Here is a 13,215-nt window from a genome sequence, read left to right on the forward strand (position 1 = left end):
GGAGCAAGCTCCTCTTCATTCGCTCGACTTGCATGTATTAGGCACGCCGCCAGCGTTCATCCTGAGCCAGGATCAAACTCTCCATAAAAGTGTTTGACTTGCTCTCGTTTTAAAACTGACGGAATTAATTCTTAATTCCTTACCTTTGCTTTTGTTCAGTTTTCAAAGAACTTGTTTGTTTAAAGCTTGTCGCTCGTTTTGGCGACTTTATTAGGATAACATCTCAAAAATAAGATGTCAACCTGTTTTTTTACCGTGTTTCCCGACTGCAACATTGTTTCTGTGTGTCGCAGCGACAAGAAATAATATAGCACGATATTCATAAACAGGTCAACACCTTTTTGTAAAAAAGTTTATTCTTTTATCGCGTAATAACGGTGGTATAGGTTTTTGCTCTTTGTTTCCCGTTTAACCGTCTTAATATATCCCTTATCTTTTAGATGTGTAAGAAGCATTGGAAGGTCGATGGCATAATCCTGTACTTCACTATGCTTCATTAACTCATGGTAAGCCCATTCGTCTTTTTGTTTAATAACACTTAGTAAATGATTGGCTCCAAGTTTTGTTTTAGAAGAAAGTGAAAACTCAGAAGCAAGCAGGAGAAGCTCAATTCTTTTATCAATCGATTCCTCACCTGTTACAAGCTCTTCATAAAGCTTGAAGATCTCAGGCTGGATCATTTTCACTTGGTTCCAAACTGTTACCTCCGGATAATAACCATGTTCAATAACAGACAAACGCGCTAAATGATGAAGGGCATGCATGATGTTATTAAAAGCATCAAGATATTGTCCAGAGTGGAATAATTCCTTCCCATCATTATAGCGTCTTAAAAGTTTAGCGAACTCAAGTCCAATCTTATGTGTCCGCTCTTCTGCCGGAAATTCATGAAGCCTGTCCCTTAACCTCGTTATGTATTCGTTTCGATTAAAAAGGACTTTTCCGTTCATTACCCAGTCAACTGCTCTTTTATTAGTGCCAAGCATGAGCCATGAATTCAATAGCTCTTCTGTCACCACATGCAAGGCCGCTGAACCAGATTGAAACTCGTAATGTTTAATCATCCACGGCTGATCAGATTCTTTTACTATAATAAGAAGAATACTGTCAAAGTGGTCAGTACCTGGGCTAAATGCTTTTGTCTTTTCAACATCCAAAACACCTAACGTGTTTTCGTTGCTGGCTCTTTCCTGATAAAGGGGGCGTAAAATATCGTCCATTAAAGGTCATCTCCCATATTAACAAAATCCTGTGTGTTATCTTTCAACATCAAATAAAGAAATCCTTTTTCTTTTCTTTAGAGTTCATATGTTATACTAATGAACGTAGGAGGGACAGGTATGATAAAGTATACGAGCAAAATTAATAAAATACGTACGTTTGCCTTAAGCCTTGTGTTTATAGGTATTATCATCATGTATGCAGGCCTGTTTTTCAAGACAAGTTTTGTCGTAATGTCTATTTTTATGGTTATTGGTTTTATTGCAACGATCGCTAGTGCTGGTGTTTACTTTTGGATTGGAATGATCTCTACTCAGGCAGTGCAAGTTGTCTGTCCGAATTGTGGAAAAGTAACGAAAGTTCTCGGCCGTGTTGATGCATGTATGTCCTGTAATCAGCCGCTTACGATGGATAAAGGTCTTGAAGGCGAAGAGTTTGATGAAAAATACAATTCCAAACGCCAAATGCGTAAAGAAAATAGATAAAGCTGACATTCCGTTTAGGAAGTCAGCTTTTTTTAATGTTTTCTTTTGCAATCCGGGCAGACGCCGTAGATTTCCATCCGGTGCCGACCTACTTCAAAGCCTGTCACCGACTCAGCAAGACTCTCTACTTCATCTAAGCCTGGATAATGAAAATCTACAATTTTTCCGCAAGAATCACAGATGATATGGTAGTGATCCGTTGTCACACAATCAAACCGGCTAGATGAATCTCCATAAGTCAGTTCTTTGACAAGGCCCGCTTCTTTAAATACACGGAGATTATTATAGACGGTAGCAACACTCATATTTGGAAACTTCCCTTCCAGCGCCTTATAGATCTCATCAGCAGTTGGATGGGACATCGATTGAATAAGATGCTCTAAGATAGCATGACGCTGCGGTGTAATACGTACACCTGCTTCTTTTAAATTGTCAATTGCAGCATTGATCTTTGCACTAGACATTCGTCATGCACCCCATTTCTTTAAGAATTATTACTTTATAATCGTTATAATTAGTCTACTGCTTAACTACAGGTTTTGTCAATTGAAGTATACGGAACACTCGCTTTTCAGGTTAAATCTTCGTGAAGTACAGGTTCGTTTACCTGCATTTGTTCGTTTACATATCTTGCAGCAACGAATAAAAAGTCTGATAGCCGGTTTAAATAAGATAAAACAAGAGGGTTCACAGCTTCCACTCCTACGGCTAGCCGCTCCGCCCGTCTTGCAATCGTTCTGGCTGTATGCAGAGCACTTGCAGAAGGAGACCCTCCTGGCAATATAAACTGCTTCAATGGTTTTAGCCCATCCTGCCAGCTATCGATCGTTTCCTCAAGAAAACGAATGTCATCTTCTTTCAGCTTCCATGATACTTCTTTGCCTGAAGGTGTCGCAAGTTCAGCACCAACATGAAAAAGAACCGTTTGAACTTTTTGCATGACGATCGCTGCTTGCTTTGCCCAATCTTCATCAGGTAATTGACTTATTCCAAGACCAATCATACTGTTCGCTTCATCACATGTACCATATGCTTCTACCCTGATGTCATTTTTTGATACTCTTTCGCCAAAGATTAAAGATGTTGTTCCTTTATCCCCAGTTTTTGTGTAAATCTTCATATTAATACCCCCGATCATATGGAATGATATTGGTCATCTCAGAAAGCCGGCTCTTCCGGTAAAGTTTAAGGTTATCACTAAAAATCTCAATTGCTCTTTCCTGATATTGCGGTGAAATACCAGATAGATGCGGTGTTACGGTCACATTGTCCATATCCCATAGCGGACTTTCTTCAAAGAGCGGTTCTTTTTCGAAAACATCCAGAGCGGCATGATGAATTTTCTTTTCTCGGAGAGCTTCAATAAGTTCACTTTCAACTATTGTAGTGCCGCGGCCAATGTTTATAAGTACAGCAGACGATTTCATCCGCGAAAAAGCCTCAGCCCCAATGAACCTTTCTGTTAAAGGTGTTGAAGGAAGCACATTCACAATAAAATCACTTTCTTCATACAGCTTGTTTATTCCTTCTTGATCAACGATTGCATCAAAGTTCGGCACTGATCCGCCTCTTCTGTTAAAACCAATCGTCTTCATATTAAATGCTTTCGCCAGCCTCGCCACTTCTGATCCGATTGCTCCCGTTCCTAATATACCGATTGTTTGTCCTGAAATTTCAGTCATAGGAACTTTTCGGTCCCACTTATGCTCTTTTTGATTTTCCATTAATTCTTTTGCTTTTCTCGACACTTGCAGCATCATTGAAATTGTATATTCTGCCATCGGGGTCTTATGTATGCCTCTGGCGTTTGTAATGAGGATATCCTTTTCTTGAAGAGCTTTAAAAGGCATCTTATCCAGTCCTGCAGAGATAACCATAATCCATTTTAACGATTTTGCCTTATCGACTAGTTCGTCTGTCAGATCTTCACCGTAAGAAATAAGTACTTCAGCTTGATCAAGATCCACGACAGCTTCTTTCATCTTGTTGTAAAAATGAAACTCCTCTTCAGGAAACCGCTCTTTAAGTTCTTCTTTCATTTCATCTTTTAATCGTCCACTTGAAAGTATCATAAAAAACACCTTCTTTTTATTATTAGTGAATTAGAAAAAGCGGGACAGTGCATCCCGCAATTTATATTAGTTTTTTTCCACTGCTTATTTAAGGTTTTCTGGATTCAATCCTTGTAATTCAGGCAGAACGAATAATCCGTCTTTACGGATTAAAACATCATCGAAGTAGATTTCGCCCCCGCCATACTCCGGTCGCTGAATGAGGACCATATCCCAGTGGATGCCTGATTCATTTCCATTAAAAGCATCTTGATAAGCTCTTCCTGGTGTAAAGTGAATGCTGCCGCCAATCTTTTCGTCGAATAAGATGTCACCCATCGGATGCTGGATCAATGGATTTACACCGATTGCAAACTCACCAACATAACGTGCGCCTTCGTCTGTATCAAAGATTTCGTTCAATTTCTCAGTATTGTCTGAAGTAGCTTCAACAATTTTTCCGTCTTTAAACGTTAAGCTTACATTATTAAATGTTGTTCCATGATATGGACAAGGCGTGTTATACGTAATTTTTCCGTTCACGCTGTCTTTGACTGGCGCTGTAAATACCTCTCCATCAGGAATATTGTTTTCGCCTGCACACATCACAGCAGGAATACCTTTAATAGAGAACGTTAAATCTGTTCCTGGTCCTGTGATGCGTACTTTATCGGTACGTTCCATCAATGCATGAAGAGGCTTTTGCGCTTCTGCCATCGCTTTATAATCGACGTTGCACACATCAAGCACGAAGTCAGTAAATTTCTCTAGACTCATTTTAGCCATTTGAGCTAGACCTGTTGTTGGATAGTTCAGCAATACCCATTGGCGATCGTTGATAATCAGGTTTTGAACCGGCTTATTCAACTCGGCTTTCATTTGGAAAATATCACTTGGAATTTCAGCAAACTCTGAATCATTGTTTTTACATTGAATGGAGATATAAGCATCCACGTCTTCCATTCTCGCTAAATCCCACTTCACTTGTGGCTCTGTATGTTCTTTCGAAGATCCCGTCAGCAAAACACGGGAAATTTCTTCGTCCACAAGCTGTACGTACGGATAAGCTCCCATGTTATATGTTTCTTTAACAAGTTCTTTAACTAGCGGCTTTCCTGCAATAAAAGAAGTAATTAATACCTTTTGACCTTTTTCAAGTTTAAGTGAGTGCGTTAACAATGTTCTTGCTAATGTTGTTAAACGATCATCTCTCATTATGTAGACCCCCATTATTTATCTGTTATAAAATTCACACTATTTCATTTTATCATGGGTGAGCAATCCTGCCTATTTTTTATAAATGAAAGCATAGTATTATCTGCACCGCTGCATAATAAATATCGTGGAGGTGATTAAATATGAACGTATCACGTGCTCAGCAAATTATTGAATCTGAAAAAGAGATCGAAGTTTTACATAATGGAACTCCTGTCTGGCTTCAATCTGTTGACGAAAACAGTCAAACAGCAAGAGCTTACACAAGAGAACAGCCGGATAACGAAATGAACATTCCTGTTAATGAATTGCAGGAAAGTTAAAAAAGCCCCTAATACAGGGCTTTTTCTTATGATAAATTTTCTTTTATAAATTCTAGCGCATCTTGCACATGATCTTTCACTTTTACTTTTCGATATTCCTTTTGAATGATCCCCTCTTTATCAATGATAAAAGTTGATCTCTCAATCCCCATGTATTCTTTCCCAAAGTTCTTCTTAAGCTTCCAGACATCATACAAGTCTGCAGCCTTATGATCCTCATCAGCCAGAAGTAAAAACGGCAGACCGTGTTTCTCTATGAATTTATCGTGTCGACTTAACGGATCAGGACTAATACCAATGATAACAGTATTCTGCTCCTCGAAGTCACCATGCATATCTCTAAAATCACAAGCCTGTGTTGTACATCCTGGTGTCATGTCTTTCGGATAAAAATATAAAACCACATTCTTGCCTTTAAAATCAGAAAGCTGGACTTCCTTCTCATTGCTGGCTGGCAGTTTAAAATCAGGCGCTTTTGTTCCGGTTTCTACAGTCATTGAATAAGCCTCCTTAAAATAAATCTCTTTTAAGGGTAGCCTAATTGCCGCTTCTTCAACAACTATTTTGCTGTTCTATTATGGTGAATAACAGATGAGAGAACAAATGCGATCGGCAACAAATAGCCAATCAGTGCCTGAAGTGCCGCAATCCATCTTCCTGCACCGACTGGAACAATATCCCCATATCCAACCGAAAGAATCGTCGTACTGCTAAAATAAATACAAGCTTCAATAAACGAGATGAAATCGCTTTGCTCCAGCTCCAGTTTTATCACCGGATAACCCATAATGGACAATAAAGCATATATCATTCCAAAACCCGAAATAATTGTTCCATACACAATGAATAAAACCAGCAGATGACTGGCTGGCATTAGATGCTCTTTTATACCAGGGTGTTTAAACAGCATCCATATACTGCGCATAATGATGGCAGCACTTGCTATTAATAAAATGACCAATACGCCATGTCCCATTCTTTCCACCTCAATTTATCTTATGAGATTTTCAATGTGAATAGGACAGCCTTTATCGAGTTTTAAAGAAAGACTGTATTCGTATGCTTTTGGAAGTGGTTGATTTCCGCTTCAGGATGCTCGCTTTCCGTGGGGCGGGCGGTGAGCCTCCTGGCGCTCTGCGCCTTTAGGAGTCTCACCTGTCCCACTCGTCCCAAAGGAGTCTCGCACCTTGCTCTCCAATCAACTTATCAATGAAGTGAATGAAAAAATGATCAGTAGCAACAAGCTTTTAGAAATGAGCCTAAAGAAAAAAGACAACCCGCATTCATTTATGCAAGCTGTCTTTGCTATTAATTCTTTGCTTTATTTGCAGAGACAAGCTCCGTTAATTCCTTCAGTTGAGTTGCCAATTCACGCACACGCGTCTTTGCCAGCTCATCAACTAATACGTTTCCTTCATCAAAGTTAACGGGATCAGCCACATATTGGTCAGGTATAACTAAGCTATAAATTCCGCGCAATACGGTACGAAGGTTTGCCAGTGCATTTATTCCGCCTTTTCCGCCGCCGGCTGCGACCGCAATTGCTGAAGGCTTATTTTTAAAATGCTTTCCGCCTAAGAAATCAAGTGCATTCTTTAATGCTCCGCTCATACCGCTATGATATTCCGGGCTTGTTACGAAGAAGCCGTCGGCTTGTTCAGCGTAATCCGCAAGTTTTTTCACTGTTTCATTTTCTGCAGACGTTGCGTCACCTGTAAACAATGGAAGCCGGTCAATTCCTACATCGAAATATAAAACTTCAACATTCATTTCTCTCAGTACCTCAGCTGCATATTGAGCAATTCCCCGTGTTCTGGATTCTGCCGTAGGGCTTCCTGCTATAACCATGATCTTCATATATGTATCCCTCATTTCTGCAATGTTCAAAAGTAGTACGCTCATATATTACTAGACTTTTACCATGTTCAAACAGCAAAACGAATTCAAAAACAAAAAATCACTACTTTAGTCAGGATTTTTTTGAAAATTATTATTGACTTTGCTACCAACTAAATGTAAATTATTTGTAATTTTGGGATTTATAAAAACTAATTAGATGCATACCTAATCAAAAATAAACAATAATCGGAGAGGAAGTTAGAATTGATGCACGTATCTGTTGATTTTTCACCATTTAACGAAATGATGACCAGTCTTCACGTTATTCAAAACCCTTCACACCATCCTTACAGAAAGGCATGGGCAGAAAGAGCGCTCAATAAACTGCCTCAAGATCTCGCGCTGCTTATAAAGGAATGGGGACCGCATTTTTATGACTGGATGTATTTTATAAACATCCGAAACGAATTTCAATTTAACGAGGAAACGGTAGAAGAAGGAATTGAAAAGTTAGCAAGAGTTCCCGACTTAACTTTTGCTTATCTATTGCTCGGAGAGAAATATAGAACAGACAGCTTGCTGAAGTGGAAGAACAATCCGGCAACTGCACCCCTCCACTCTATTGAAAAAGACATTCTATTAAGAACAGCGAGCTGGAAAAGCAGATTTTGTGATTTCTTTTATGACTATAACCGTCACCTATTTGCGGAGGAGCTTTTCCGGATAACTCCTTGGATAGCAAGGGCATCTGACAATTTTAAGAAAGAACTTATGTGCTCAAAGATAGAAACATTAAACAGCATTCATCCCGATGTAACCGTTACGTCCGAAAATATAAAGATAAAAAAGAACGATGTATACACCTTTTCCTTTGAAGAGTTTCCTAGACTCGTCATCCAGCCGTCTACTTACGCAACACCTCACGTCATGCTTTGCTGCAACGAAGACCGGGTTGCAATTGCTCTTCATGTTGCGGTTCCTGATTCAGAAAAAGACCAAGAGCCTCCCGAGGATTTAATTTCACTGTTAAAAGCACTCAGTGAACCAACCCGTTTGAAGATTTTGCAGGATCTGCTTCATCACCCATACAGCACGAAACAGCTTGCCTATAAATTCGGATTAACCGAAGCCACTGTATCAAGCCATTTAAAACTATTACTCTCTTGCGGCTTAGTGGAAACTCAAAGAAAAGGATATTACGTATTTTACACAGGAAAACGTGACCGCTTGGAATCTTTAAGGACAGAAGTTACGCAGTTCATGCAGCAGCCAGTCTTAGATGAATATATCTTTATGCCTGATTTAACTTAAAAAAGGAGAGCCCTCATATGAGAAAAGTAATCTTAAATCTTCACCAATTATTTTTACTATGCTCTAGCATTATTCTTATTGCTGCTGTTCCATCCTTTCTCGCTGGTGATGATGGGATTGAATTTAGTCTTTTAAGATATGGTGAGTCCGTGGCAGGGGCACTTAAGAATCTCGCAAGTCCTGATTCCCTTACTTTATACATCCATTCTCAAAACATGATCATAGAGCCTATGCCCGTAAACCTTTCCTACGAATTCGTTAATGAGATCTATGAAATCCCTTTGTTTCCTGAGGTTTGGGATATTGTTATTTACACTTTAATCTTGTTGCTGATTAGCTTTGCAGCTGCATTCATCCTTGCTGTTATGCTGGGCTGGATAGCAGAACTTCTTCCCTCTTCATTTAAGAAAGCGGCATTACGCATTAGCGAGCTTCTTGAAGCATTACCTGATTTATTTTTTGTGTTTTGCATTCAATTAGCGGTTGTCTGGATCTATAAAAAAACGGGGTTCCTTGCAGCAAATCCTTTTACATCGAGCAGAGAACCTTCCATTTTGTTACCGGTTATAACATTGAGCATCGTACCGGCTATTTATTTATTCAGGCTCCAGCTCGTATTATCCCAGACCGAAATAGAAAAGGACTACATTACCTTTGCACGTTCAAAAGGCCTTTCAAATTCACATATAGTCTTTCATCACCTTTTAAAAAATACAATTTCCGAACTGTCTATACATCTTCCGTTTATCATGCTCCTGCTTTTCAGTCAGATAATCATCCTGGAATATCTCTTTAATTTGAATGGAATTATACAAATTTTGCTTAGTGAACAGCCTGCTGAAACGAGAGCTGCACTGCTGATGCTTATCGCATTTCCTCTGTTTGCAGTGGTAAAAGGGGTAAAGTTGTTTATTAAGAAAGAGAGGATTTCAAATGCTTCGTAAATTAAACGCTTTTCATTTAGGAACCGTTTTGCTGACTATCATTCTATTAATAAGTATGACCATGCCCATTTTTATGACCGAACCGTCTGTCGAACAATTCAAATATAATTTCGATCAAAAGTCATTGAAAATCCCGCCATTCAGTCCATCTGCGGAGCATTGGTTCGGTACCGACAGAAATGGCAAAGATTTATTTTATGCAATAGTGGATGGGGCAAAATATACGATCTTCTTCGCTCTGGTTATTACACTTACAAGAATGCTGCTTTCATTTATTGGCGGACTTGTTTTTAAACGTTTGTTTAAAAAAAGCTGGGTGAGCGGCTTGCTGCAGGGCTTTCAATTTGTACCTCAATCACTAATTGTATTGCTTGTTTTATCTCCGCTCCTTTTTTATGAGCTTAGAACACAGTCTGTTTTCAGTTATACAGAAACACTGGTCATTCAGCTGGTTGTCCTTGTTGCAGTAGGGGTCTTTCCATTAGGGAAAATAATTGCAGAAACAGCTGACTCATTATCTCAAAATGAATATGTGACTTGCGCAAAACACATGGGAGCATCCCCATTACAAATTACGGCACGCCATATTCTGCCGCATTTGTGGCCACGGCTATTTGTACTCGCCGGCAGGCAATTTTCACAAGTGCTAACTTTAATGCTTCACTTAGCCATCTATCATCTATTTATCGGAGGGGTTAAGATCACTTCAGGTCAGGTGCATGACCAATTCAACAACTATGCGACTGTCTCGAACGAATGGACTGGACTGATCAGCATGTATCACCGAGAATTAATGCTGGAGCCTTTTGTTGTTATGATCCCTGTTGTCGCTTATACCGTTTTGATTTTATGTGTGAACGTTATGACGAAAAGTCTTGAGAAAAGCTTTGATAAACGAACTCTTTATTAAGCAAAAAACCGCTCTCCTATTTTTGGAGAACGGTTTTCTTTAGTTTCCTGCACCGCGGTATTTTGTGACACCGACATTCCACAAAGTTACGGCAATCATAAAGAATACGAGTCCGACAACTGGTGTTAAGAAGGCATACGTATACCACTCTTCCCTTTCTAAAAAGTAAGAGGCCGGGTATACACCAACAAACGCAAACGGTAGAATCCACGTTAGCACGTACTTAATGATTTTGTTATAAATATCAACCGGATACCGCCCATAGTTACCGATGTTATACATCATAGGCATGATGTCTGTCCGTGAATCCGACCAGAATCCGATCGTAGCAAGGCTGATGAAGATACCCGCATATACGAGTGCTCCTCCTAAAACAAGAAGCAGAAAGATAAACGGGTCGTACCAGCTGATCTCGAGACCCAGCTTGCCACCCGCATAAAACATGACAATCAGTCCTGTTACAGCACCAAATAATGATTCAAGCTCCATTCGCTCCAGCACGATTTGAAACAGACTGTGAACTGGCCTAGTTAGGATACGGTCCATCTCCCCTTTTACAATATAACGGTCTGTAAAATCCCATATGTTAAAAAAGGAAGAAAATATCGCAAACGGTACAAGGAAGAATCCATAGATAAAGATCATCTCGTCCTTGCTCCACCCTGCAAGGAGTGTCGTATGTCCGAAAACAACAAGGATAAACACGAGGTTCACGGCTTGAAACAGAAAATCAGAAAAAATCTCCACTACCATATCGGCACGGTAAGTAAGCCTTGTTTTTAAATATTGTCCTGCATATTGAAAAAAGACCGATAAATATTCCATCTGTTTCTATCCCCCTTGAACCACAAGCTGGCGCTTCGCTAAAATCCAGAGCACATACACAGGGATAATTAAAATAGCTGACCAGACCGCCTGATTGATCAGAGCTTCAAATACTTGAGACCCTTTAAACCCTTCAGTAAAAATCATACTCGGAATGTAACTGATCCCCTGAAACGGAAGATAGCTCATAATATTCTGCGCCCACATCGGATAAAAACTAAGCGGCAGAATCAGCCCTGAGAAAAGATCGATCACAACACGCTTTGCTCGGATCAGTCCGTCGTTATTAAATAAGAAGAACGTAGCAATGCCGGCAAGCAGATTGATTTGTGTGTTAATAATGAAGCTGAAGCCAATCGATATAAAGAAGTAAATCCAAGTCCAGGCGTTAGCCGATAACTCAACTGGGAAAACGAGCGCAACAATAACCATTCCAGGAACAGAAAAGAATAGTAACCTGAAGATCCCTTCACCTAGTCCCTGCATCATCTTCATATTTAAATATGGATAAGGACGAACCATCTCGATCGCCACTTTTCCTTCTTTAATTTCCATAGCAATCTCACGGTCTATGTTATTAAAGTAAAAGGCTCTTGCCATCCAAGCTACTGCAATATATGTGGTCATCTGTGTGATCGAAAGGCCCTGAATGTTTTCCTTCCCGCCATAGATCGCGCTCCACAAAAAGTAATAAGCTCCAATATTGATGCTGTAGATTAAAATTCCGCTGTAATAGTTTGTACGGTAAGCCAGCATCATTAAGAAACGGATGCGGATCATTTCAATATACTTACCCATGACGAACAGCACCTTCAACATAGATGTTACGGATGATTTCCTCTGTTGAGATCTCTAGAATCTTTAAATCTGCAATCTTTTTAACAGCCGTCACTTTTCCGATAACTCCTGATATCACTGTTTCATCACTGTCGACAGAAGCTACCCAAATAAGGTCACTTTCACCTTGTTCCCAAACGACAAGATGATCTTTCGTTAGGTTCTGCAATTCTTCCAATGATGCCTTTTCACTGAACTGGAACTGAATCTGTTTTCCTTCTGCCCAGTTTTCACGAAGTTCTTTTAACGGACCATCATAAATAATCTTTCCTTCATCAAGCATGACAACCCGCTCACAAAGAGCTTCAATATCTGAGAGGTCATGTGTCGTTAAAAGAATCGTCGTTCCATACTTTTCGTTGATGCGCTTTAAGAACTCACGAATCTTTAGTTTCACAAGAACATCAAGACCGATTGTCGGCTCATCTAAAAACAGAAGCGGCGGATTATGAATAAGAGCTGCTGCCAATTCACACCGCATTCTTTGTCCGAGTGACAGCTTTCGGACAGGCTTATCAAGAAGCGGTCCGATATCGAGCGTTTCGATCACATCTTTCATATGTTCTTCATATTGCTGATCAGGAACGTTGTATATTTTCTTTAACAGCCTGAACGATTCCTGAACCGCGATATCCCACCATAGCTGTGAACGCTGGCCGAATACAACCCCGATCGTCTTAACGAATTTCTCCCGCTCTTTATGCGGATTCATGCCATTTACAACAATTTTGCCGTCAGTCGGTGTTAAGATGCCAGTAAGCATTTTAATAGAAGTAGACTTACCAGCTCCGTTTTCACCAATATATCCGACCATCTCTCCTCTTTTAATAGAAAAAGAAATATCATCTACCGCTGTTTTTATCGTGTAATTTCGTGTGAAAAGATCACGAAACGCCCCCTTCAAACCTTGCCGGCTCGAAAAGGACTTAAACTCTTTCTTCAGATTCTGAACATCTATAATATTCTCCATATAAGGAAGCCTCCAAAATAAATAAAAGAAATAATATAAGTTATTTTAATAAGGCTGTTTTCGCAAACTTTGTCGCTCTTGAAAGTAGTTGATTTCCGTTACAGGATGCTCACTTTCCGGGGGGCGTGCGGTGAGCCTCCTTGGCGCTCCGCACCATTAGGAGGCTCACCTGTCCCGCTACTCCCCCAGGAGTCTCGCACCTTGCACTCCAATCAACGTGTCAAAGAAGTGAATGGAACAAAATTACTCAAAAGCAACAATCTTTTAAAGAAGAGCCTTTTAAA

At 39.9% G+C, this 13,215-nt stretch carries 16 protein-coding genes and 1 rRNA gene; 5 read left to right on the forward strand and 12 right to left on the reverse strand.

What is annotated here, in order from left to right:
• A 16S ribosomal RNA gene (locus ACFQ4X_RS17595) occupies positions 1 to 88 on the reverse strand; the annotation flags it as partial.
• 265 nt (positions 89 to 353) lie between these two features.
• Positions 354 to 1,220, reverse strand: coding sequence for a nucleotidyltransferase-like protein (locus tag ACFQ4X_RS17600; protein ID WP_379837471.1), 867 nt, complete (start codon positions 1,218 to 1,220; stop codon positions 354 to 356).
• 120 nt (positions 1,221 to 1,340) lie between these two features.
• Here ACFQ4X_RS17600 and ACFQ4X_RS17605 point away from each other — a divergent pair, with 120 nt between their 5' ends.
• A complete protein-coding gene (locus ACFQ4X_RS17605) occupies positions 1,341 to 1,706 on the forward strand; it encodes a YgzB family protein (protein ID WP_066286256.1) in 366 nt (121 codons plus the stop codon).
• 32 nt (positions 1,707 to 1,738) lie between these two features.
• Here ACFQ4X_RS17605 and perR read toward each other — a convergent pair whose 3' ends face one another.
• From perR to ACFQ4X_RS17625, 4 genes are all read right to left on the reverse strand, one after another.
• Complete coding sequence (perR, locus tag ACFQ4X_RS17610) at positions 1,739 to 2,170, reverse strand: peroxide-responsive transcriptional repressor PerR (RefSeq protein WP_077364684.1); 432 nt, start codon at positions 2,168 to 2,170, stop codon at positions 1,739 to 1,741.
• Between the two features lie 107 nt (positions 2,171 to 2,277).
• Positions 2,278 to 2,826 carry a cob(I)yrinic acid a,c-diamide adenosyltransferase gene (locus ACFQ4X_RS17615; protein ID WP_379837474.1) on the reverse strand — a complete coding sequence of 183 codons (549 nt, stop codon included), beginning with the start codon at positions 2,824 to 2,826 and terminating at the stop codon, positions 2,278 to 2,280.
• 1 nt (position 2,827) lies between these two features.
• The gene (locus ACFQ4X_RS17620) at positions 2,828 to 3,778 is read right to left on the reverse strand and encodes a D-2-hydroxyacid dehydrogenase (protein WP_379837476.1); all 951 of its coding nucleotides are present in this window, start codon (positions 3,776 to 3,778) and stop codon (positions 2,828 to 2,830) included.
• Between the two features lie 84 nt (positions 3,779 to 3,862).
• Positions 3,863 to 4,972 carry an aminopeptidase gene (locus ACFQ4X_RS17625; RefSeq protein ID WP_379837478.1) on the reverse strand — a complete coding sequence of 370 codons (1,110 nt, stop codon included), beginning with the start codon at positions 4,970 to 4,972 and terminating at the stop codon, positions 3,863 to 3,865.
• Between the two features lie 143 nt (positions 4,973 to 5,115).
• Here ACFQ4X_RS17625 and ACFQ4X_RS17630 point away from each other — a divergent pair, with 143 nt between their 5' ends.
• Complete coding sequence (locus tag ACFQ4X_RS17630; protein WP_379837480.1) at positions 5,116 to 5,295, forward strand: H-type small acid-soluble spore protein; 180 nt, start codon at positions 5,116 to 5,118, stop codon at positions 5,293 to 5,295.
• A gap of 26 nt (positions 5,296 to 5,321) precedes the next feature.
• Here the strand turns inward: ACFQ4X_RS17630 and bcp are convergent, their stop codons facing one another.
• The 3 genes from bcp to ACFQ4X_RS17645 form a co-directional block, all read right to left on the reverse strand.
• Positions 5,322 to 5,792, reverse strand: a complete 471-nt coding sequence (bcp, locus tag ACFQ4X_RS17635) for a thioredoxin-dependent thiol peroxidase (protein WP_379837482.1) — start codon at positions 5,790 to 5,792, stop codon at positions 5,322 to 5,324.
• A 62-nt stretch (positions 5,793 to 5,854) separates the two neighbouring features.
• Positions 5,855 to 6,271: an ion channel gene (locus ACFQ4X_RS17640; protein WP_379837484.1), complete on the reverse strand. Its 417-nt coding sequence runs from the start codon at positions 6,269 to 6,271 to the stop codon at positions 5,855 to 5,857.
• Between the two features lie 332 nt (positions 6,272 to 6,603).
• The gene (locus tag ACFQ4X_RS17645) at positions 6,604 to 7,152 is read right to left on the reverse strand and encodes an NADPH-dependent FMN reductase (protein WP_379837486.1); all 549 of its coding nucleotides are present in this window, start codon (positions 7,150 to 7,152) and stop codon (positions 6,604 to 6,606) included.
• 249 nt (positions 7,153 to 7,401) lie between these two features.
• Between ACFQ4X_RS17645 and ACFQ4X_RS17650 the strand changes: the two genes are divergently transcribed.
• The 3 genes from ACFQ4X_RS17650 to ACFQ4X_RS17660 are packed head-to-tail and all read left to right on the forward strand — an operon-like array spanning position 7,402 to position 10,299.
• Entirely contained in the window at positions 7,402 to 8,445 is a 1,044-nt protein-coding gene (locus tag ACFQ4X_RS17650; protein WP_379837488.1) for an ArsR/SmtB family transcription factor, read from the forward strand.
• Positions 8,446 to 8,462: 17 nt separating this feature from the next.
• Entirely contained in the window at positions 8,463 to 9,389 is a 927-nt protein-coding gene (locus tag ACFQ4X_RS17655) for an ABC transporter permease subunit (protein ID WP_379837490.1), read from the forward strand.
• Entirely contained in the window at positions 9,379 to 10,299 is a 921-nt protein-coding gene (locus ACFQ4X_RS17660; RefSeq protein WP_379837492.1) for an ABC transporter permease, read from the forward strand. Before ACFQ4X_RS17655 ends, ACFQ4X_RS17660 begins: the two co-directional genes overlap by 11 nt.
• 39 nt (positions 10,300 to 10,338) lie before the next feature.
• Here ACFQ4X_RS17660 and ACFQ4X_RS17665 read toward each other — a convergent pair whose 3' ends face one another.
• From ACFQ4X_RS17665 to ACFQ4X_RS17675, 3 genes are read right to left on the reverse strand one after another with little or no spacing between them, the layout of a single operon-like run.
• Positions 10,339 to 11,124, reverse strand: a complete 786-nt coding sequence (locus ACFQ4X_RS17665; RefSeq protein WP_379837494.1) for an ABC transporter permease — start codon at positions 11,122 to 11,124, stop codon at positions 10,339 to 10,341.
• A gap of 6 nt (positions 11,125 to 11,130) precedes the next feature.
• Positions 11,131 to 11,922, reverse strand: a complete 792-nt coding sequence (locus ACFQ4X_RS17670; protein WP_379837496.1) for an ABC transporter permease — start codon at positions 11,920 to 11,922, stop codon at positions 11,131 to 11,133.
• Positions 11,915 to 12,931, reverse strand: coding sequence for an ABC transporter ATP-binding protein (locus ACFQ4X_RS17675; protein ID WP_379837498.1), 1,017 nt, complete (start codon positions 12,929 to 12,931; stop codon positions 11,915 to 11,917). The genes ACFQ4X_RS17670 and ACFQ4X_RS17675 overlap by 8 nt, the downstream gene beginning before the upstream one ends.
• Between the last annotated feature and the right edge of the window lie 284 nt (positions 12,932 to 13,215).

It is taken from the genome of Fictibacillus halophilus, assembly GCF_042680145.1.
In the GTDB taxonomy this organism is placed as follows: domain Bacteria; phylum Bacillota; class Bacilli; order Bacillales; family Fictibacillaceae; genus Fictibacillus; species Fictibacillus halophilus_A.

Coding starts and splice junctions, on each gene's coding strand:
- ACFQ4X_RS17675 (WP_379837498.1), bottom strand. CDS start 12,931: ATGGAGAATATTATAGATGTTCAGAATCTGAAGAAAGAGTTTAAGTCC.
- ACFQ4X_RS17660 (WP_379837492.1), top strand. CDS start 9,379: ATGCTTCGTAAATTAAACGCTTTTCATTTAGGAACCGTTTTGCTGACT.
- bcp (WP_379837482.1), bottom strand. CDS start 5,792: ATGACTGTAGAAACCGGAACAAAAGCGCCTGATTTTAAACTGCCAGCC.
- ACFQ4X_RS17605 (WP_066286256.1), top strand. CDS start 1,341: ATGATAAAGTATACGAGCAAAATTAATAAAATACGTACGTTTGCCTTA.
- ACFQ4X_RS17670 (WP_379837496.1), bottom strand. CDS start 11,922: ATGGGTAAGTATATTGAAATGATCCGCATCCGTTTCTTAATGATGCTG.
- ACFQ4X_RS17620 (WP_379837476.1), bottom strand. CDS start 3,778: ATGATACTTTCAAGTGGACGATTAAAAGATGAAATGAAAGAAGAACTT.
- ACFQ4X_RS17625 (WP_379837478.1), bottom strand. CDS start 4,972: ATGAGAGATGATCGTTTAACAACATTAGCAAGAACATTGTTAACGCAC.
- ACFQ4X_RS17665 (WP_379837494.1), bottom strand. CDS start 11,124: ATGGAATATTTATCGGTCTTTTTTCAATATGCAGGACAATATTTAAAA.
- ACFQ4X_RS17655 (WP_379837490.1), top strand. CDS start 8,463: ATGAGAAAAGTAATCTTAAATCTTCACCAATTATTTTTACTATGCTCT.
- ACFQ4X_RS17650 (WP_379837488.1), top strand. CDS start 7,402: ATGCACGTATCTGTTGATTTTTCACCATTTAACGAAATGATGACCAGT.
- ACFQ4X_RS17600 (WP_379837471.1), bottom strand. CDS start 1,220: ATGGACGATATTTTACGCCCCCTTTATCAGGAAAGAGCCAGCAACGAA.
- ACFQ4X_RS17645 (WP_379837486.1), bottom strand. CDS start 7,152: ATGAAGATCATGGTTATAGCAGGAAGCCCTACGGCAGAATCCAGAACA.
- ACFQ4X_RS17640 (WP_379837484.1), bottom strand. CDS start 6,271: ATGGGACATGGCGTATTGGTCATTTTATTAATAGCAAGTGCTGCCATC.
- ACFQ4X_RS17630 (WP_379837480.1), top strand. CDS start 5,116: ATGAACGTATCACGTGCTCAGCAAATTATTGAATCTGAAAAAGAGATC.
- ACFQ4X_RS17615 (WP_379837474.1), bottom strand. CDS start 2,826: ATGAAGATTTACACAAAAACTGGGGATAAAGGAACAACATCTTTAATC.
- perR (WP_077364684.1), bottom strand. CDS start 2,170: ATGTCTAGTGCAAAGATCAATGCTGCAATTGACAATTTAAAAGAAGCA.